Origin of the sequence: Methylobacterium sp. 275MFSha3.1 (genome assembly GCF_900108435.1) — a bacterium.
Taxonomy (GTDB): Bacteria; Pseudomonadota; Alphaproteobacteria; order Rhizobiales; family Beijerinckiaceae; genus Methylobacterium.
The window spans coordinates 135,543-154,353 of sequence record NZ_FNWP01000012.1 but is presented as its reverse complement, the minus strand read 5'-3'; the positions used below and the strand labels follow the sequence as shown (position 1 = coordinate 154,353).

Sequence of the window (18,811 nt, the reverse complement as noted above, 5' to 3'; positions counted from 1 at the left end):
CTCGACCGTCGGAGGAACAGGATCGCGGGGCCGGGGCGTCTCAGCTCGTGAGGCCGCCCACGAGGCTCGGCACGTCGAGCGGGCGGAAGCCGTAATGGTCGAGCCAGCGGACGTCGGCCTCGAAGAACGGGCGCAGGTCCGGCATGCCGTATTTCAGCATGGCGATGCGGTCGATGCCGACACCGAAGGCGAAGCCCTGCACGGCGTCCGGGTCGAGCCCGCAATTGCGCAGCACGTTCGGGTGGACCATCCCGCAGCCCAGGATCTCCAGCCAGTCGTCCCCCTCGCCGAAGCGGATCTCGCCGCCCTTGCGCGAGCACTGGATGTCGACCTCGGCGGAGGGCTCGGTGAAGGGGAAGAAGGACGGGCGGAAGCGCATCTTCACGCCGTCGACCTCGAAGAACGCCTTGCAGAACTCCTCCAGCACCCATTTCAGGTTGGCGATGTTGGCCGCCTTGTCGATCACCAGCCCCTCGACTTGGTGAAACATCGGCGTGTGGGTCTGGTCGGAATCGTGCCGGTAGGTCCGCCCCGGGATGATCACGCGGATCGGTGGCGTCTGCGCCCGCATGGTCCGGACCTGTACAGGCGAGGTGTGGGTGCGCAGCACCTTGCGCTGCCCGTCGCGGTCGGGCGCCAGGAAGAAGGTGTCGTGCATCTCGCGGGCCGGGTGGCCGGGCGGGAAGTTGAGCGCCGTGAAGTTCAGCTCGTCCGTCTCGATGTCCGGACCCTCGGCGACCGCGAAGCCCATGTCGGCGAAGATCTCGGTGATCTCGTCGATCACCTGGGAGATCGGGTGGATCCGGCCGCGCACCTCCGGGGCCTCGCGGACCGGCAGGGTCACGTCGACCCGCTCGGAGGCGAGCCGGGCCTCCAGGGAGGCTTCGGCGAGTTCGGTCTTGCGGGCGGTGACGGCGCCCTGGACCCGGTCGCGCAGCCCGTTGATCAGGGGCCCGCGCTCCTTGCGCTCGTCCGGCGTCATCGACCCGAGCGTCTTCAGCAGATCCGAGACGCTGCCCTTCTTGCCGAGCGCGGCGACGCGGACCGCGTCGAGGGTGGCCTCGTCGGAGGCCGCGCTCACCTGGGCCAGGAGGTCGCGTTCCAGGGTGTCGAGATCGGTCATCGCTGTCTTCGAGCAGGGTTGGCGGAGTCGGCCGTCGGGCCGTGCTCTCGCGCGTTGCGGGCGCCGGCGCAAGCGCGGGGCGCGGGACCTCGTAAACGACGAAGGCGCGGCTCCCTGGGGAACCGCGCCTTCCGTCCGTCTCGCCTCAGGCCTGGATCAGGCGGCCTTGGCGGTGTTCTGCGGCAGCGCGGCCTTCGCCTTCTCGACGACGGCGGCGAAGCTCGCCGGCTCGTGGATCGCCAGCTCCGACAGGGCCTTGCGGTCGACGACGATGCCGGACTTCGCCAAGCCGTCGATGAAGCGCGAGTAGGTCAGGCCGTGCTCGCGGACCGCCGCGTTGAGGCGCTGGATCCAGAGGGCGCGGAACGTGCGCTTCTTGTTCTTGCGGTCGCGGTAGGCATACTGCATGCCCTTCTCGACCGCCTGCTTGGCGATGCGGATCGTATTCTTGCGCCGGCCGTAATAGCCCTTGGCGGCCTTCAGAACTTTCTTGTGCTTCGCGTGACTGGTCACGCCGCGCTTGACGCGGGCCATCGGTTATCTCCTGGATTCGACGAAAGACAGTGGCAACGGGTGTTGAAGGACTTACCGCGCGTTCGGCAGGAAGTACTTCTTCACGTTGGCGGCATCGCCCTCGAACAGGGTCGTGGTGCCGCGCAGGTTGCGGATCTGCTTGGTCGTCCGCTTGATCATCCCGTGGCGCTTGCCGGCCTGGGCGTACATCACCTTGCCGGTGCCGGTGATCTTGAAGCGCTTCTTCGCGCCCGATTTCGTCTTCAACTTGGGCATTTGGCTCTCCGTTGCGCGAAATGATCCCGGACCGACCCGGGAGGATCGGATGGGGTTCGCGCGCTGATGCTTCTGGTGGAGCAGCACGAGCCGCCACGGCAGCCCTATCGGCCGGGCGGTTCGACGCGGGGCGGCTTATGACAGAAAGCTGACGCGGCGGCAACGCCCGCGGATCGGAGCACGAGATCGAGATCCGTGGGAACGCGTCGCCGGGCTCCGGCGTAACGAGCCCTGGGACCGGGCTTCTCTGCACACACCCGCGCCGGCGAGCCGGCAACGGCGGGGCAGCGGCCGTTTCGCCCGTGCTGATTCGGAGGAATTCGGGGACGGCTTGCGCGCCGCACAAAACGGCGAGGGACAGCGGGTGCGCCAGGAACCATAACCTTAGCCGTCGGTTTCATTCATGTCCCGCTCAGGCCGGCAGGGTTAGACCCCCCGTCAAATTGGCCAACCAGGAGACACTTCGTGCGCATTGCCCAGATCGCTCCGTTGTCGGAGGCCGTCCCTCCGAAGTTCTACGGCGGCACCGAGCGCGTCGTCAGCTGGATTACAGAGGAACTGGTTCGCCAGGGCCACGAAGTCACGCTGTTCGCGAGCGGTGACTCCGAGACGACTGCCAAGCTCGCGGCCTGCACGCCCGAAGGCCTGCGCCTGCTCGGCTACCGGGATCACACGGCCAGCCACTTGGCGATGCTGCATCAGGTGCACCGCCGCGCGCACGAGTTCGACATCCTGCACTTCCACATCGACCTGCTTCAGTACCCGATGTTCGAGGATCTGAACCATAAGTGCATCACCACGATGCACGGTCGCCTGGACGTGCCGGACTTCATGCCGGTCTACCGCACCTTCACGGGCATGCCGCTGGTCTCGATCTCCGACAACCAGCGCCTGCCCATGCCGCCGACCTCGAACTGGCTGGCGACGATCCATCACGGCCTGCCGGCCGAGAACTGCCCGTACTACCCGGACGCCAAGGGCGGTTACCTGGCCTTCCTCGGCCGGATCTCGCCCGAGAAGCGGCCCGACCGCGCGATCGAGATGGCGATCCGTTCCGGCACGTCCCTCAAGATCGCCGCCAAGGTCGACAAGGCCGACCAGGATTACTGGGACGAGGTCATCGAGCCGATGATCCATCACCCGCTGATCGAGTACATCGGCGAGATCAATGAGGAGCAGAAGAAGGAGTTCCTCGGCAACGCCCTGGCGCTCGCCTTCCCGATCGATTGGCCGGAGCCCTTCGGCCTCGTGATGATCGAGGCGATGTCGGCCGGCACCCCGGTGATCGCGTTCCGGAACGGCTCCGTGCCGGAGGTCATCAAGGACGGCGTGGGCGGCGTTCTCTGCGAGAACATGGACGACGCCGTGGCCGCGGTCGCCAAGGTGAAGACCATGAGCCGCGCCGGCGTGCGCCGCCACTTCGACAGCGCCTTCACCGCCGAGTGCATGGTGAAGAAGTACGTCGCCGCCTACGAGGACCTGCTCGCCCGCGGCGCCGACGTGATCAAGCTGCCGAAGTCCGGCTTCATGCCGCAGTACGGCGAGGTCAACGGCTCCGCGCGTCCGGCGATCCCGGTCGCCGCCATGCCGGCCTGAAAGCCGGCACCGGGCTTGCGAGGCGGGGCCGGCTCGGCCTAGCGTCTTAAAGGCGACTCATCCGTAGGGTGAACAAGGGCTGCTGCATCGAAGGGATGCAGCAGCCCTCTCGATTCGCACCCCTCACTTGCACCCGGAGATGCCCTGCATGGCGGCGGACAACACGGCAGCGGCCCACGATGCGAAGGCCCGGACCGCGGCGAGCGCCGGAAGCGTGGCGCACGGATTCCAGGACGCGGACGACGTCCTCCCGACCTATCACATCGAGGCGCAGACCTCCCTGGTCGAGCGGCCGCTGCGCTCGCTGAAGTTCGGCGAGGCCTTCGGCGTCCTCGATTCCTACGGCGACATCGGCGTCCAGCCCGGGCCGGAAGGCCTCTATTTCCAGGACACGCGCTACCTCTCGCGCCTGGAGGTGACGGTCGAGGGCCAGCGCCCGCTGATGCTCTCCTCGGTGATGCAGGACGATAACGGCGCCCTCAGCGTCGACATGACGACGCCCGACATCCGCATCGACGCCCACGACGAGACCTCGATCCCCCGCGAGACGATCGCGATCGAGCGCACCAAGTTCCTGTTCCGCGGCGCCTGCTACGACCGGATCGGCCTCCGCTCCTACGATTCGAAGCACCGGCGCCTGCGCATCGCCGTCACCTTCGACGCGGATTTCCGCGACCTCTTCGAGGTTCGCGGGACAGATCGACAGGAGCGCGGCAAGCGCGGCGTGCTCGTGGCGAGCGACCGCGAGGTGCAGTTCCGCTACGTCGGCCTGGACGAGATCGTCCGGACGACCTCCCTGCATTTCGGCCCGAAGCCCGATTCGATCGAGCCCGGCAAGGTCGTGTTCGACGTGTCGCTCCCGCCGGAGGGCCGGACCTCACTGTTCATCCGCGTCACCTTCGAGGCGCACCGGGCCTTCACCAAGCCCCCGACCGACACGATGGTCGGCGAGGACGCGGCCGCCAAGCTGACGCTCGCCGCCAATGCCGGCGGTGCCCGGCGCGAGCCGAAGGATCTCGGCGAGGGGACGATCTTCGCCCGCGCCTACCGCGATTCGCGGCGCGACCTGCGGGCGCTGACGGCGGGCATCACCACGATCATCTCGTCGAACGACCAGTTCAACGAGGGGCTGTGCCGGGCGACCGCCGACCTCTACATGCTCGCGAGCCGAACCCCGGAGGGCATCTACCCCTTCGCCGGCATCCCCTGGTACTCCACGGTGTTCGGGCGCGACGGCATCATCACCGCGATGATGGCGCTCTGGATCGACCCGAAATTCGCCCGGGGCGTGCTGCGCTACCTCGCCTCGACCCAGGCCAAGGCGGTCGATCCGGCCGCCGACGCGCAGCCCGGCAAGGTCCTCCACGAGACCCGGCGCGGTGAGATGGCGATGCTCGGCGAGGTGCCGTTCCGGCACTATTACGGCACCATCGACGGCACGCCGCTCTTCGTGATGCTGGCCTGGGAGTACTACGCGGTCACGGGCGACCTCGAGACCGTGCGGGCGATCTGGCCGGCCCTCGAACTCGCGCTCGAATGGATGGACCGCTACGGCGACCGCGACGGCGACGGCTTCGTCGAGTACGCCCGCGACACCGACAAGGGTCTGGAGAACCAGGGCTGGAAGGACAGCCACGACTCGATCTTCCACACCGACGGTCACCTGGCCAAGGGCCCGATCGCCCTCTGCGAGGTGCAGGGCTACGTCTACGCCGCCAAGAACGGCATGGCGAAGCTCGCGGCGCTCCTCGGCCACGACCCGATGGCGGAGCGCCTCACCCAGGAGGCGGCGCGCCTGCGCGAGCGGTTCGACGCGGCGTTCTGGAACGAGGAGATCGGCACCTACGCGCTGGCGCTCGACGGCGCCAAGAAGCAGTGCGCGGTGCGCTCCTCCAATGCCGGCCACGCCCTGTTCACCGGCATCGCCAAGCCGGAGCGGGCGGCGCGGGTCGCCGAGACGCTGCTGTGCAAGGACGGCTTCAACGGCTGGGGCGTGCGCACGATCGCCAAGGGCGAGGCGCGCTACAACCCGATGTCCTACCACAACGGCTCGATCTGGCCGCACGACAACGCGCTGATCGCGATGGGTCTGGCGCGCTACGACCGCAAGCACGAGGCCGCGCGCATCTTCCAGGGGATGTTCGACACCTCGCTCTACCAGGACCAGAAGCGGCTGCCGGAGCTGTTCTGCGGCTTCATGCGCCGCAAGCAGCGCGGCCCCGTCTCGTACCCGGTCGCCTGCAGCCCGCAGGCCTGGGCGGCGGCGGCGCCGTTCGCGTTCCTGGCGGCCTGCCTCGGCCTCGAACTGGACCACGAGCGCAACCGTGTCCGGCTCAAGAACCCGATTCTGCCCGGCTTCCTCGACGGGGTGACGCTCTACAACGTCAAGCTCGGCGGCTCGCGCCTGGACATCCGGTTCCAGCGCTACGACGACGACGTCACCGTGTCGGTGCAGCGCCGCCACGGCGACGTGCAGGTCGTGGTGACCAAGTAGGGCCCGGGACGGGAGTTCCGGGGCGGCCCGCTTCGGGTTAAGCGGGCCGCGCGGCACGTCGCGCCGCCGAGGACGGGTTCATGCCGGCAGATCATCACGCCCCCGACGCGGCCCTGCGCCTCGCGCAGGACCTGATCCGGTGCCGGTCCGTGACGCCGGAGGATCGGGGCGCCCTCGACGTCGTCGCCGACGCGCTCCGGCCGGCCGGCTTCGCGGTCGAGCGGCCGGTCTTCTCGGAGCCGGGCTATCCCGACACGCCGAACCTCTACGCCCGCGTCGGGCGGGACGGTCCGTGCCTCGTCTTTGCCGGCCACACCGACGTCGTGCCGGAGGGCGAGGGCGCGTGGCGCCACGATCCCTTCGCGGGTGCCGTGGCCGACGGGATGCTGTACGGGCGGGGAGCGGCCGACATGAAGGGCGGCGTCGCCTGCATGCTCGCGGCGACCCTCGCCTTCCTCGACCGGCGCGGCGCCGATTTCGGCGGCTCCATCGCGTTCCTGATCACCGGCGACGAGGAGGGACCGGCGGTCAACGGCACCGTGAAGCTCCTCGACTGGGCGCGGCGCCGGGGCGAGCGGTTCGACCACTGTGTCCTCGGGGAGCCGACCAATCCGGGTCGGCTCGGCGAGATGATCAAGATCGGCCGGCGCGGGTCGCTGACCGGCAAGCTCACCGTTCTCGGCCGGCAGGGCCACGTCGCCTACCCGCACAAGGCCGAGAACCCGATCCCGGGCCTGCTGCGCCTCGCCTCGGCGCTCGTCGCCGAGCCGCTGGATCGCGGGACGGCGCATTTCGACGCCTCGAACCTCGAATTCACCACGATCGACGTCGGCAACCCGGCCACCAACGTGATCCCGGCGACCGCCCGGGCGACCTTCAATATCCGCTTCAACGACGACTGGACGGCCGAGAGCCTGGGCGAAGAGATCCGCCGGCGCCTGGAACAGGCGGCCGGGAACGCGGTGCGCTTCAGCCTGGATCTGCAGCCCTCGAACGCGCCGGCCTTCCTAACGCGGCCGGACGCCTTCGTGACGCTGGTCGCGGAGGCGATCCGGGCCGAGACCGGCCTTACCCCGACGCTCTCCACGACGGGCGGCACGTCGGATGCCCGCTTCATCAAGGATGCCTGCCCGGTGATCGAGTTCGGCCTCGTCGGCGAGACCATGCACCAGGTCGACGAGTGCGTGGCGGTCGCCGACCTGGAGCGGCTGACGGCGATCTACGGGCGCGTGCTCGACGCCTACTTCCCCGGTTCGTAGTCGACGCCCACGAAGGTCAGCCCCGCGGCCGGGGCCAGCGGGCCGCAGCGGCGCTTGTCGCTCGAGGCGAGGATCTCGGCCACGTCGTCCGCCGAGAGGCGGCGGCAACCGGCGAGCATCAGCGTGCCCACCATCGCCCGGACCTGATGGTGCAGGAAGGAGCGCGCCGAAGTCGCCACGACGATCTCGTCGTGGAGCGCCATCGGCGCGCGGGCGACGTCGAGCTGCTCCAGCGTGCGGATCGGGCTGTTCGCCTGGCACTCGGCGGCCCGGAAGGCGGAGAAGTCGTGGCGGCCGACGAGGCGCTGGGCGGCTTCGTGCATCAGCTCCGCGTCGAGGGGCCACGGCACGTGCCAGACATGGGCACGCGTCAGCGCCGCGGGGCTGCGCCGGTTGAGGATGCGGTAGCGGTAGTGCCGGCGGATCGCCGAGTGGCGGGCGTCGAAGCTCTCCGGCACGGTCTCGGCGGACAGGATCGCCACCGGCTGCGGCCGCAGATGGGCGTTCAGGGCGTCCCGCACCGTGTCGGTCCGCCAGTCCTTGGCGAGGTCGAGATGGGCGACCTGATGGATCGCGTGCACGCCGGCATCGGTCCGGCCCGCGCAGGTGAGCCGGGCCTCCTCGCCGGAGAAGCGCGTGACCGCCGCCTCGATCGCGCCCTGGACCGTGGGATCGTCCGCCTGCCGCTGCCAGCCGCAGAACGGACCGCCTTCGTACTCGATGACGAGCTTGTAGCGGGGCATCAGCCGGCCCCCTCAAGGTCTCTCGATAGCGCTCCGATGTTCGATCTCGAGATACGGCACAGAGCTTCGGAAAGCTGCGCGCGCGATCGTCTCTGCGAGCGTGCCGAAGCGATCCGGCGTCGCGCCGAGCCTCGCCAGGGTGCGCTGCCCTGGGTCGCTTCTCTGCGCTCGCGATGACGGGTCGGGCCGCGCGCCGAATGCCGTGAACGGGCGACGCGCATCAGCCGAGGCGGGCGCCGGGCGTCAGGCGGGCGCCGCGGACGAACTCGGCCCCGCTGGCGCTGCCGCCCTTCCCGGCGCGGCGCAGCTCCAGGAGCCGGACGGCGCCGTCCCCGCAGGCGACGGTGCCTTCGGAATCGCGCAGCGTGCCCGGCGCGCCCGAGCCCTCCGCCGGGGCGGCGCGGAGCACCTTCACGCGCTCGGAGCCCTTGCCGAGATCGACCTCGAAGAAGGCACCGGGGAACGGCGACAGCCCGTTGATCCGGTTGGCGACCTCGGCCGCCGGGCGGGACCAGTCGATCCGCGCCTCGTCGTTGGTGATCTTGTGGGCGTAGACGATTCCGTCCTCCGGCTGCGGCGCGAAGGTCAGCGTGCCCGCGTCGAGCGCCGCGAGGGCCCGCGCCATCAGGTCGGCGCCGAGGGGCATGAGCGCGTCGTGCAGGGCCCCCGCCGTCATGCCCGGGGTGATCGGCAGACGCGCCTCGAGGGCGACCGGGCCGGTGTCGAGGCCGGCTTCCATCCGCATCACGCCGACGCCGCTCTCGGCATCACCCGCCATCACGGCGCGCTGGATCGGCGCCGCGCCGCGCCAGCGCGGCAGCAGGGATCCGTGCAGGTTGAGGCAGCCGTGCCGCGGCGCGTCGAGGATCGCCTGCGGCAGCAGCATCCCGTAGGCCACGACCACCGCGACGTCCGCCCGGTGCGCCGCGAAGGTCTCGGCGGCTTCGGGCGTGCGGAGCGTCGCGGGCGTCAGGACCGGCGCGCCGAGCGTGTCGGCGAGCGCGTGGACCGGGGAGGGGCGCAGGCTCATGCCGCGGCCGGCCCTGGCGGGCGCGCGGGTGTAGACCGCCGCGATGTCGTGCCCGTCCTGCGCGAGCCGCGCGAGCGTCGGCACCGCGAAGTCCGGCGTGCCCATGAAGACGACGCGCATGGCCGGCTCAGGCCGCGTCGCGCTTGGCCGCCTTGGTGAACTTCTTGATCACCCGGTCGCGCTTCAGCTTCGACAGGTGATCGATGAACAGCACGCCGTTGAGATGATCGATCTCGTGCTGGATGCAGGTAGAGAGCAGGCCGTCGGCCTCGATCTCCTGCTCCTTGCCGTCGAGGTCTCGGAACTTCACGCGCACCCGGTCCGGGCGCTCGACCTCGGCGTAGTAGTCCGGGATCGACAGGCAGCCCTCGTCGTAGACCCGCTTCTCCTCGGACGACCAGACGATCTCGGGATCGATGAAGACCCGCGCGTCGCGGACGCCTTCCTCCTTCGACGTGTCGATCGTCACGACGCGCTTCGCCACGCCAATCTGGATCGCCGCCAGCCCGACGCCAGGAGCGTCGTACATCGTCTCGAACATGTCGGCGACGAGGGTCCGGATCTCGGCGGTGATCGGCCCGACCGGTTCGGAGCCCAGGCGCAGGACGGGATCGGGAAGGATGACGAGCGGGCGGATGGTCATGGCGGGAACCGGCAGGGAAGGCGCCGGGACGGGTCCGGGCTCACCGTCGAATAGGATGCGGCCGAGGACCGGTCAAATACCGGTTCGCGACCTGTCGCCGACCCTCAGAACACCGTCCGGCTGCGGATCGCCGCCGAGAGCGTGCCCTCGTCGAGGTAGTCGAGCTCGCCGCCGACCGGCACGCCGTGGGCGAGGCGCGTGACCTTCACGTCGCAGTGCCGGATCGACTCCGTGACGTAGTGGGCGGTGGTCTGGCCGTCGACGGTGGCGTTGAGCGCCAGGATGACCTCGGTCACCTCGGGCCGGGCCACGCGCTCCACGAGGCTCGCGAGGTTCAGGTGCTCCGGACGGACGCCGTCCAGCGCCGAGAGGACGCCGCCGAGCACGTGGTAGCGCGCCTTCACGGCCCCGGACCGCTCCAGCGCCCAGAGGTCGGACACGTCCTCCACGACCACGAGCGTCGTCGGATCGCGCTCGGCGTCCCGGCAGATCGTGCACGGGTCTGAGGTGTCGACGTTTCCGCAGCTGGTGCAGACGATGATGCGGTCGGCCGCCACCCGCATCGCGTCGGCGAGGGGGCCGAGCAGCGTGTCGCGCTTCTTGATGAGCTGGAGGGCGGCCCGCCGCGCCGAGCGCGGTCCGAGGCCCGGCATGCGGGCGAGGAGCTGGATCAGGCGCTCGATCTCGGGGCCGGCGACGGCTTGGGGCATCGTGCCTCTGGGGCGAGGAAGGGGCTGCGGATCGGGACGGGCATAGACGGCGCCGGGCGCCGCGCAAGGGTCCGCGGGCCGATGCGGTCCATCGTATGTGGTATATGGGTATTCCGACGCCGCTTCGCCGGTGGCATTATGCTGCACGACGAACGGAACTGCTTACAGACCTGGGTTCCTGAGTCCACGACTGTGGTCTAACCTGTTTGTACACGTTGCGGGCTCGCGGCGGAGCCCATTATGACAGCGAAGCTTCGCCGCCTACGCGAGCGTGGGATGGCGAGCGGCCGGGAACGGAGAACCTGCGTGCGGCGGTCCTGTACGACCGCACGGACGTCTCCCGGGCAAACCCGGACGGCGGTGCCGCCCGGTTCAGTCGCGTCGACGGTCGAACAGGGGCCCGGGAGATACGATCATGACCAACATCGGTGATCACAACGCGGCCCACGGCGCCGAGGCGGCGGGCTTCCGCGACCTCAAGGCCGTCCACTGGAATTTCGAGGCCCCGCGCCTCTACGAGGAGGCCCTGTCCCGCAAGGAGGCGCAGCTCGCCCGCGGCGGCGCCCTCGTCGCCACCACCGGCAGCCATACCGGCCGCTCGCCCAAGGACAAGTTCGTGGTGCGCGACGCCGGCACCGAGAACGAGGTCTGGTGGGACAACAACGGCGCCATCACGCCCGAGCAGTTCGAGACCCTGCGGCAGGACTTCCTGAAGCACGCCGAGGGCAAGGAGCTGTTCGCCCAGGACCTCTACGGCGGCGCCGATCCGGCCTACCGGGTCAAGGCCCGGGTCTTCACCGAGTTCGCGTGGCACTCGCTGTTCATCCGCAACCTGCTGATCCGCCCGGACCGCTCCGAGATCGGGTCCTACGTGCCGGACATGACGATCATCGACCTGCCGAGCTTCCAGGCGGATCCCGCCCGACACGGCTGCCGGTCGAAGACCGTGATCGCCATCGACTTCTCGAAGAAGCTCGTGCTGATCGGCGGCTCCGCCTACGCGGGCGAGATGAAGAAGTCGGTCTTCACCTACCTGAACTACATCCTGCCCGGCCAGGGCGTGATGCCGATGCACTGCTCGGCTAACGCGGCGCTCGACGCCGAGGGCGGTTCCGCGATCTTCTTCGGCCTCTCGGGAACCGGCAAGACCACCCTGTCGAACGATTCCTCGCGCCAGCTGCTGGGCGACGACGAGCACGGCTGGTCGAACGAGGGCATCTTCAACTTCGAGGGCGGCTGCTACGCCAAGACCATCCGCCTCTCGCGCAACGCCGAGCCGGAGATCTACGCCACCACCGAGCGCTTCGGCACGGTGATGGAGAACGTGATCATCGATCCGGTCACCCGCGCACCGGATTTCGACGACGCGTCTCTCACCGAGAACACCCGCTGCGCCTACCCGCTGGACTTCATCGCCAACGCCAGCGCCTCCGGCCGGGCCGGGCATCCGAAGAACATCGTCATGCTGACCTGCGACGCCTTCGGGGTGATGCCGCCGATCGCCAAGCTCACCGGCGCCGAGGCGATGTACCACTTCCTCTCGGGCTACACCGCCAAGGTGGCCGGCACCGAGCGCGGCCTGACCGGGCCCGAGGCGACCTTCTCGACCTGCTTCGGCGCGCCGTTCATGCCGCGGCACCCGAGCACCTACGGCAACCTGCTGCGCGACCTCATCGCCAAGCACAGCGTCGATTGCTGGCTGGTCAACACGGGCTGGACCGGCGGCGGCGTCGGCACCGGCCGGCGGATGCCGATCCGCGTGACGCGCCGCCTGCTGAGCGCCGCCCTCGACGGCTCGCTGGCGCAGGCCGAGTTCCGCCGCGACCCGTATTTCGGCTTCGCGGTGCCGGTCTCGGTTCCGGGCGTCGAGCCGCACATCCTGACCCCGGTGAAGACCTGGGCCAACAAGGGCGCCTTCGTGGAGACGGCGGCGCGGCTCGTGAAGATGTTCGACGACAACTTCAAGCGGTTCGAGGCCCATGTCGACGCCGACGTGCGCGCCGCCGGGCCGACCGCGCAGGCGATCGCGGCGTAAACCGAGAGCGGGCGGCCCGCGGGGCCGCCCGCCCCGTTCATCTCTGCTAGCGGAGCGAACCAACCCAGTCACGCTCCGCTTGCTGACGTGGCGCTGCCCTGGGTTGCCTCGCTCCGCTCGCGAAGACGGTTCGGACGTCTCGTCCAGACTTGTTCCTAGAACGGCAGCTTCATGCCCGGGGGTAGGGGCAGGCCCTTGGTCAGCTCGGCCATGCGCTCCTGCATGGTCGCCTCGGCCTTCCCGCGGGCGTCGTTGCAGGCCGCGACGATCAGGTCCTCAAGGATCTCGCGCTCGTCCGCGACCATCAGCGAGGGGTCGATGCTGACCCCCTTCATCTGACCCTTGGCGCTCATGGTGACCCGGACGGAGCCGCCGCCGGAGGCGCCGGTCACCTCGATCTCGTCCATCTCGGACTGCAGGTTGGCCATCTTCTCCTGCATGGCCTGAGCCTGCTTCATGATGCCCATCAGGTCGCGCATGCGGCTCTCTTTCCGTTTCCTCGTCTGATCTGGGTATGGCGCGGCCCGGGCGCCACCATGCGTCAGGCGTCGTCGTCCTCGACCTCGCCGACCCGCGCGGCGTCACCTTCCCCGAGGATCTCCTGCTCGGCGGAGGGGAGGGCCTCGGAGATTGTCTCGCGCACGTCGACGATCTCGGCCCCGGGGAAGCGCGTCAGAACCTCGCGCACGAATGGGTCGGCGGCGGCGTTCTCCCGGCGTGTCTCGGTCGCGGCACGGGCGGCCGCGTCGAGGGTCGGGGCGCCCTCGTCCTTCGACAGGGCCACCACCCAGCGCCGCCCGGTCCAGCGCTCGATGGCGGCGGCGATGTCGTTGGCGAGGCTCGACCGGCCGCCGGAGGCGAGGCGGAACTCGATCCGGCCCTCCTCGAAGCGCACCAGGTGGACGTCGCGCTCCAGCGCGGTCCGCAGCAGGATGTCCCGGTTGGCGTCGGCCAGCGCGATCAGGTCCTCGAACCGACCGAGACGCGGCGTCGGCGGTGCCGCGGGCGCCGGCCTCGGCGCCGCCGCACCGACGGGCGCACTTGCGGGCGCGCTGATTGGGACGCTCGCCGGCGCGTTCACCGCGACGGGCGCGGCCAGGGGCGCCGCGACCGGGGCGGGCTCCGGAGCGACCGTGCGGGGTGCCGCGGCGAGCGCCGCGGAACCGCCGCCGCGCAGGTCGGGAATCGGCGGGAGGGGCGGCCGGACCGACGCGACCGGGGCCTCGTCCGCGGGCGCGGCGGCGGCCTCGGCCCGGAGCTGGCGCAGGGCCTCGTCGGGTGTGGGCAGGTCGGCCGCGTAGGCGAGGCGCACGATCGCCATCTCGGCGGCCGCGAGGGGCCGGGGCGCCGCCTGGACCTCGGGAATCGCCTTCAGCAGGATCTGCCACGCCCGCGACAGGGCGCGGATTGAGAGCTTCTCGGCGAACGCGGCACCGCGGACGCGCTCGGTCTCGCTGAGCGTCGGGTCGGCGGCGGCTTCCGGCACCACCTTGAGCCGGGTGACGAGGTGCGTGAAGGCCGCGAGATCCGAGAGCACGACCGACGGGTCCGCGCCGGAATCGTACTGCGCCCGCAGCTCCGCGAAGGCGGCCGGCACCGCGCCGCGCATCACCGCCTCGAACAGGTCGAGGATCCGGGCGCGGTCGGCGAGGCCCAGCATGTCGCGCACGCTCTGCGCCGTGATCGTGCCGGCGCCGTGGGCGATCGCCTGGTCGAGCAGCGAGAGCGCGTCGCGCACCGACCCTTCCGCGGCGCGCACGATGGCGCCCAGAGCCTCGTCCTCGACCGATACGCCCTCGGCCGCGCAGACCTTCGCGAGATGCGCGTGCAGGGTCGGCGCCTCGACCCGGCGCAGGTCGAATCGCTGGCAGCGGGACAGGATCGTCACCGGGACCTTGCGGATCTCCGTGGTGGCGAACACGAATTTCGCGTGCGGCGGCGGCTCCTCCAGCGTCTTCAGGAAGGCGTTGAACGCCTTCTCGGAGAGCATGTGGACCTCGTCCACGATGTAGACCTTGTAGCGCGCAGAGACCGGCCCGTAGCGGATGCCGTCGATGATCGCCCGGACGTCGTCGATGCCGGTATGCGAGGCGGCGTCCATCTCCAGCACGTCCATGTGCCGGGATTCCATGATCGCCGCGCAGTGGAGGCCGAGTTCCGGCATCGACACGGTCGGGCCGGTGTCGGGCTGTCCGGCGCGGGCGTAATTGAGGCCGCGCGCCAGGATGCGGGCCGTCGTGGTCTTGCCGACTCCACGGACGCCGGTGAGCATCCAGGCCTGCGGGATGCGGTTGGCCGCGAACCCGTTGGCGAGGGTCCGCACCATCGCGTCCTGGCCGATCAGGTCGCCGAAATTGGTGGGGCGGTACTTGCGCGCGAGCACCCGGTAGGGCGTCGCCGCGGCGGGGGGCGCTGGAAACCCGGGCAGGCCCGGCTCGTCGTCAGGCGTGCCGGTCGTAGCGTCCATGCCGTGTCTGGGTCCGGCTGCCGCGCGCCGTGGAATGAGGTGGGAGGCTGGACGAAGACCCGCTCGGTCTCGTTAGGGCTGCTTCCTTCCGGACCTGACCCGGTTGGCGAGTGAAACGTCCCTCGCCAACCCCCCGCCGGCTATATGGCCGGGCCTCGGCCCGAACGCAAGCGCTGCTGAAGCCGAGTCGAAGCGCAGCCGAAGCGCTGCCTCACTCGGCCTTGCGCTTCACGATGGCCAGGGTCTTCGGATCGAGCTTCAGGTCGAACTGCTTGCCGCTCGCGTCGATCGCGTCGTCGACCTCGATCATGCCGTCGTCGAGCTCGATCTCCTTCCACTTGGTGAAGCCCTCCTGCTTGAGCATGGCCTCGACCTTAGCCTGCTGATCGGGCGGAAGCTTCTCGTCGGCGCGGGCGGCGAGGCCGGTGCCCGCGATCAAGGTCAGGGCGAGAAGGGACGTGGTCAGGCGCATGGCTGTCTCCGATCCGGCAATTGTTTCCGGCTGTGAACAGGCGTGCCGCGGCGGAGTTCCATGGCGACGATCCCCTTGAGCCGCCCCCGAATCTGCCGCACATCTTGGCCGTACCGGAACGCGGCGGCGAGGACACTGCACGAATGGTCACCCGCGTCGCCACCGTGGCCTTCGAGGGCATCGAGGCGCGGGCGGTGGACGTGCAGGTCCAGATCGTGCCGGGCTCGGTGGTGTTCACCGTCGTCGGTCTGCCCGACAAGGCGGTGGCGGAATCGCGCGAGCGGGTCCGCGGATCGCTGATCGCCTCGGGGCTGGCGCTGCCGGCCAAGCGCATCACGGTGAACCTCGCCCCGGCGGATCTTCCCAAGGAAGGCTCGCATTTCGACCTGCCGATCGCGCTGGGCGTCATGGCGGCCATCGGCGCGATCCCGGCGGACGCGCTCGCCGGCTACTGCGTCCTGGGCGAGCTCGCCCTCGACGGCAGCATCACGGCGGTGAGCGGCGTGCTGCCGGCCGCGATGGCGGCGGCCGATCGGGGACTCGGGCTCATCTGCCCGGCGCCCACCGGGCCGGAGGCGGCCTGGGCCGGGGGCGACCTCGACGTGCTCGCGCCGCGCTCGCTGATCCAGCTCGCCAACCACTTCAAGGGCAGCCAGGTGATGGCGCGGCCGGAGCCCGCCGTCGCCGCGCCGGCCGGGCCGCTGCCGGACCTCGCCGACATCAAGGGGCAGGAGGGCGCCAAGCGCGCCCTGGAGATCGCGGCCGCCGGGGGCCACAACCTGCTGATGAACGGGCCGCCAGGCTCGGGCAAGTCGATGCTGGCGGCGCGTCTTCCCTCGATCCTGCCGCCGCTCACCCCGCGCGAGCTGCTCGACATCTCCATGATCCAGTCGGTGGCGGGCGCGCTGAAGGACGGGGCGCTCTCGAACCGCCGGCCGTTCCGGCAGCCGCACCATTCCGCCTCGATGGCGGCCCTGGTGGGGGGCGGCCTCGGGGCGCGGCCCGGTGAGGTCTCCCTGGCCCATGGCGGCGTGCTGTTCCTGGACGAGCTCCCCGAATTCTCCCCGCAGGTGCTCGACAGCCTGCGCCAGCCGATGGAATCCGGGGCGGTGATGATTGCCCGGGCCAACCACCGAATCACCTACCCGGCGCGGTTCCAGCTGGTCGCGGCGATGAACCCGTGCCGCTGCGGCCAGGGTCTCGAACCGGGCTACGCCTGCCGGCGCGGGCCGAACGCGCGCTGCATGGCGCAGTATCAGGCGCGGATCTCCGGCCCGATGCTCGACCGCATCGACCTGCGCGTCGAGGTGGCGGCGGTGACGGCCGCCGACCTGATCCTGCCCGCGCCGGCCGAGGGCTCCCGCGAGGCGGCCGCCCGGGTGTCGGCGGCCCGCGCGCTCCAGGGCTCGCGCTACGCCGCGCGCGGCCTGCCGGAATCCACCACCAACGCGACCTGTCCCGCGACGCTGATCTCGGACGTCGCGAGCCCCGACGCCGACGGGACGGCGCTGATCCGCCAGGCGGCCGAGAGCATGCGCCTCTCCGCCCGCGGCTTCCACCGGACGCTGCGCGTCGCCAGGACCCTGGCCGACCTCGACGGCGAGGCGCAGGTCCGCCGGCTCCACCTCGCCGAGGCGCTGTCGTACCGCGGCCGGGGCGACAGCGCGGCGGCCGCCGCTTGAGCGCCGGACCGCGCGGCCCGGCCGACCTGACGGTCACGATCGGCCAGCACAGCAGCGCCGGCCGCAAGGCCGCCAACCAGGATTTCAACGGCGCGCTGGTTCCCGTCCAGCCGGCGCTGGGCCTGAAGGGGATCGCGGTCGCCCTCGCCGACGGGATCAGCAGCAGCGCGGCGGGCGCGGCGGCGAGCGAGACCGCGGTCAAGAGCTTCCTCAGCGACTACTACGCCACGCCGGACACATGGTCGGTGAAGACCTCGGCGCAGCGTGTGATCGCGGCCACGAATTCCTGGCTCTACGCCGAGACGCGGCGCGGCGCCGATCCGAACGATGCCGACCGGGGCCACGTCACGACCTTCGACGCCCTCGTGCTGAAATCCCGCGTGGCCCACCTCTTCCACGTGGGCGATGCCCGGATCTGGCGGGTGTCCGGCCGGTCGCTCGAGCAACTCACCGAGGACCACCGGGTCGTCGTCTCCGCGGCGGAATCGTATCTCGGCCGCGCCCTCGGAGCGCAGGGCCGCGTCGAGATCGACTACCACGCCGTGGGCGTCGAGGCCGGCGACACCTTCGTGCTGACGACGGACGGCATCCACGAGCATGTCCGGCCCCGCGACATGGTCGCGGAGATCGCTGCGGCCGAGACCCTGGACGCGGCCGCGCGGGCGATCGTCGAGATGGCCCTGGCGGCCGGCAGCCCGGACAACCTGACGATCCAGATCGTGCGGGTCGAGACCGTGCCGGAGGGCGAGCCGGCCGACCTCCTCGGCGAGGCCGAGGGGCTGGACCCGGCGCCGCTCCTCGACCCGCCTGCGGAGCTCGACGGCTTCCGCCTGCTGCGGATCCTCCACTCCGGTCCCCGGAGCCGCGTCTACCTGGCGGTCGAGGCGGAGACCGGCGCCCAGGTCGCCCTGAAGGTGCTGTCCCTGGACCTGCGGGACGATCCCGCCCAGCGGAAGCGTTTCGTCATGGAGGAGTGGATCGCGCGGCGGATCGACAATCCGCACGTGCTGAAGGCCCATCCCCAGGCCGGCCGCCGCAGCCAACTCTACACGGTGATGCGCTACGTCGAGGGCCAGACCCTGACCCAGTGGATGCGCGACCACGCGGCGCCCGAGCTGGAGGCGGTGCGGGGGCTCGTCGAGCAGCTCGCCCGGGGCGTGCAGGCCTTCCATCGGCGGGAGATGGTCCACCAGGACCTGCGGCCCGACAACGTCCTGATCGACGCGGCCGGCACCGTCCAGATCATCGATTTCGGCGCGACCCAGGTCGCCGGCGTCGTCGAGGGCGACCCGCGGATCGACCCGGCGGAGATCCTGGGCACGGTGCAGTACACGGCGCCGGAGTGCTTCCTCGGCGCCCCGGGGACCGCCCAGTCGGACGTCTTCGCGGTCGGCGTGATGACCTACCAGATGCTCACGGGGCGGCTGCCCTACGGCGACGCGGTGCCCCGGGCCCGGACGCGCGCGGCGCAGCGGCGGCTGCGCTACGCGTCGGCGCTGACCGTGCGCCCGCTGCTGCCGGTCTGGGTCGACGGAGCGCTGCGCAGGGCCGTCCATCCCGATCCGCAGCGGCGTTACGCGACCGTGTCGGCCTTCGTCCACGACCTGCGCCACCCCAACCCGGCCTTCACGGATGGCCGGCGGGCGTCGCTCCTGGAGCGCGACCCGCTGCTGTTCTGGCGCCTGCTGTCGCTGGTGCTCGGGCTCGTCGCGTTGGTGCTCGCGGCGATCCTGATCGCCGGCCCGCGTCGGTGAGCCCCGGCTCGCGT

16 protein-coding genes and 1 other RNA gene are annotated in these 18,811 nt (G+C 70.8%); 6 read left to right on the top strand and 11 right to left on the bottom strand.

Annotation, left to right across the window (positions count from 1 at the left end; genetic code table 11):
- Positions 1-40: 40 nt before the first annotated feature.
- From pheS to rpmI, 3 genes are all read right to left on the bottom strand, one after another.
- Positions 41-1,123 (bottom strand): phenylalanine--tRNA ligase subunit alpha, encoded by a 1,083-nt coding sequence (gene pheS, locus BLW78_RS16295; RefSeq protein WP_091680831.1) that lies wholly within the window; start codon positions 1,121-1,123, stop codon positions 41-43.
- A 156-nt stretch (positions 1,124-1,279) separates the two neighbouring features.
- On the bottom strand, positions 1,280-1,657 hold the full coding sequence (rplT, locus tag BLW78_RS16290; protein WP_012320099.1) for a 50S ribosomal protein L20: 378 nt from the start codon (positions 1,655-1,657) through the stop codon (positions 1,280-1,282).
- 51 nt (positions 1,658-1,708) lie between these two features.
- Positions 1,709-1,912, bottom strand: a complete 204-nt coding sequence (gene rpmI, locus BLW78_RS16285; protein WP_007561407.1) for a 50S ribosomal protein L35 — start codon at positions 1,910-1,912, stop codon at positions 1,709-1,711.
- Positions 1,913-2,377: 465 nt separating this feature from the next.
- Here rpmI and BLW78_RS16280 point away from each other — a divergent pair, with 465 nt between their 5' ends.
- From BLW78_RS16280 to dapE, 3 genes are all read left to right on the top strand, one after another.
- Positions 2,378-3,508: a glycosyltransferase family 4 protein gene (locus BLW78_RS16280; RefSeq protein WP_091680829.1), complete on the top strand. Its 1,131-nt coding sequence runs from the start codon at positions 2,378-2,380 to the stop codon at positions 3,506-3,508.
- A 148-nt stretch (positions 3,509-3,656) separates the two neighbouring features.
- Entirely contained in the window at positions 3,657-6,002 is a 2,346-nt protein-coding gene (locus BLW78_RS16275) for an amylo-alpha-1,6-glucosidase (RefSeq protein WP_056528011.1), read from the top strand.
- Between the two features lie 80 nt (positions 6,003-6,082).
- Complete coding sequence (dapE, locus tag BLW78_RS16270) at positions 6,083-7,261, top strand: succinyl-diaminopimelate desuccinylase (protein WP_091680827.1); 1,179 nt, start codon at positions 6,083-6,085, stop codon at positions 7,259-7,261.
- Here dapE and truA read toward each other — a convergent pair.
- The 4 genes from truA to recR form a co-directional block, all read right to left on the bottom strand.
- Positions 7,243-8,004 (bottom strand): tRNA pseudouridine(38-40) synthase TruA, encoded by a 762-nt coding sequence (truA, locus tag BLW78_RS16265; protein WP_091680826.1) that lies wholly within the window; start codon positions 8,002-8,004, stop codon positions 7,243-7,245. The genes dapE and truA overlap by 19 nt on opposite strands.
- A gap of 220 nt (positions 8,005-8,224) precedes the next feature.
- Positions 8,225-9,154: a methionyl-tRNA formyltransferase gene (fmt, locus tag BLW78_RS16260; RefSeq protein ID WP_091680824.1), complete on the bottom strand. Its 930-nt coding sequence runs from the start codon at positions 9,152-9,154 to the stop codon at positions 8,225-8,227.
- A gap of 7 nt (positions 9,155-9,161) precedes the next feature.
- Entirely contained in the window at positions 9,162-9,677 is a 516-nt protein-coding gene (def, locus tag BLW78_RS16255; RefSeq protein ID WP_091680823.1) for a peptide deformylase, read from the bottom strand.
- A 104-nt stretch (positions 9,678-9,781) separates the two neighbouring features.
- Entirely contained in the window at positions 9,782-10,387 is a 606-nt protein-coding gene (gene recR / locus BLW78_RS16250; RefSeq protein WP_020092791.1) for a recombination mediator RecR, read from the bottom strand.
- 415 nt (positions 10,388-10,802) lie between these two features.
- Between recR and BLW78_RS16245 the strand changes: the two genes are divergently transcribed.
- A complete protein-coding gene (locus BLW78_RS16245; protein ID WP_091680821.1) occupies positions 10,803-12,422 on the top strand; it encodes a phosphoenolpyruvate carboxykinase in 1,620 nt (539 codons plus the stop codon).
- 155 nt (positions 12,423-12,577) lie between these two features.
- Here BLW78_RS16245 and BLW78_RS16240 read toward each other — a convergent pair whose 3' ends face one another.
- The 4 genes from BLW78_RS16240 to BLW78_RS16225 all read right to left on the bottom strand — a co-directional run bounded on the left by BLW78_RS16240 (position 12,578) and on the right by BLW78_RS16225 (position 15,361).
- Positions 12,578-12,901 (bottom strand): YbaB/EbfC family nucleoid-associated protein, encoded by a 324-nt coding sequence (locus tag BLW78_RS16240; RefSeq protein ID WP_020092789.1) that lies wholly within the window; start codon positions 12,899-12,901, stop codon positions 12,578-12,580.
- Between the two features lie 62 nt (positions 12,902-12,963).
- On the bottom strand, positions 12,964-14,889 hold the full coding sequence (locus BLW78_RS16235; RefSeq protein ID WP_091680819.1) for a DNA polymerase III subunit gamma/tau: 1,926 nt from the start codon (positions 14,887-14,889) through the stop codon (positions 12,964-12,966).
- Positions 14,890-14,926: 37 nt separating this feature from the next.
- Positions 14,927-15,025: signal recognition particle sRNA small type (gene ffs, locus BLW78_RS16230), an RNA gene on the bottom strand.
- A 75-nt stretch (positions 15,026-15,100) separates the two neighbouring features.
- Positions 15,101-15,361 (bottom strand): PepSY domain-containing protein, encoded by a 261-nt coding sequence (locus BLW78_RS16225; protein ID WP_020092787.1) that lies wholly within the window; start codon positions 15,359-15,361, stop codon positions 15,101-15,103.
- A 143-nt stretch (positions 15,362-15,504) separates the two neighbouring features.
- Here BLW78_RS16225 and BLW78_RS16220 point away from each other — a divergent pair, with 143 nt between their 5' ends.
- Together BLW78_RS16220 and BLW78_RS16215 are read left to right on the top strand one after the other, a co-directional pair.
- A complete protein-coding gene (locus tag BLW78_RS16220; protein WP_091680817.1) occupies positions 15,505-17,043 on the top strand; it encodes a YifB family Mg chelatase-like AAA ATPase in 1,539 nt (512 codons plus the stop codon).
- Positions 17,040-18,797, top strand: a complete 1,758-nt coding sequence (locus BLW78_RS16215; RefSeq protein WP_091680815.1) for a bifunctional protein-serine/threonine kinase/phosphatase — start codon at positions 17,040-17,042, stop codon at positions 18,795-18,797. Before BLW78_RS16220 ends, BLW78_RS16215 begins: the two co-directional genes overlap by 4 nt.
- Positions 18,798-18,811: the final 14 nt, after the last annotated feature.

What these genes read in the sequence shown, in the direction of transcription:
- recR (WP_020092791.1), bottom strand. Translation starts at nt 10,387, where the DNA reads ATGCCCCAAGCCGTCGCCGGCCCCGAGATCGAGCGCCTGATCCAGCTC.
- pheS (WP_091680831.1), bottom strand. Translation starts at nt 1,123, where the DNA reads ATGACCGATCTCGACACCCTGGAACGCGACCTCCTGGCCCAGGTGAGC.
- BLW78_RS16235 (WP_091680819.1), bottom strand. Translation starts at nt 14,889, where the DNA reads ATGGACGCTACGACCGGCACGCCTGACGACGAGCCGGGCCTGCCCGGG.
- BLW78_RS16225 (WP_020092787.1), bottom strand. Translation starts at nt 15,361, where the DNA reads ATGCGCCTGACCACGTCCCTTCTCGCCCTGACCTTGATCGCGGGCACC.
- rpmI (WP_007561407.1), bottom strand. Translation starts at nt 1,912, where the DNA reads ATGCCCAAGTTGAAGACGAAATCGGGCGCGAAGAAGCGCTTCAAGATC.
- BLW78_RS16220 (WP_091680817.1), top strand. Translation starts at nt 15,505, where the DNA reads ATGGTCACCCGCGTCGCCACCGTGGCCTTCGAGGGCATCGAGGCGCGG.
- BLW78_RS16245 (WP_091680821.1), top strand. Translation starts at nt 10,803, where the DNA reads ATGACCAACATCGGTGATCACAACGCGGCCCACGGCGCCGAGGCGGCG.
- fmt (WP_091680824.1), bottom strand. Translation starts at nt 9,154, where the DNA reads ATGCGCGTCGTCTTCATGGGCACGCCGGACTTCGCGGTGCCGACGCTC.
- dapE (WP_091680827.1), top strand. Translation starts at nt 6,083, where the DNA reads ATGCCGGCAGATCATCACGCCCCCGACGCGGCCCTGCGCCTCGCGCAG.
- rplT (WP_012320099.1), bottom strand. Translation starts at nt 1,657, where the DNA reads ATGGCCCGCGTCAAGCGCGGCGTGACCAGTCACGCGAAGCACAAGAAA.
- BLW78_RS16240 (WP_020092789.1), bottom strand. Translation starts at nt 12,901, where the DNA reads ATGCGCGACCTGATGGGCATCATGAAGCAGGCTCAGGCCATGCAGGAG.
- truA (WP_091680826.1), bottom strand. Translation starts at nt 8,004, where the DNA reads ATGCCCCGCTACAAGCTCGTCATCGAGTACGAAGGCGGTCCGTTCTGC.
- def (WP_091680823.1), bottom strand. Translation starts at nt 9,677, where the DNA reads ATGACCATCCGCCCGCTCGTCATCCTTCCCGATCCCGTCCTGCGCCTG.
- BLW78_RS16275 (WP_056528011.1), top strand. Translation starts at nt 3,657, where the DNA reads ATGGCGGCGGACAACACGGCAGCGGCCCACGATGCGAAGGCCCGGACC.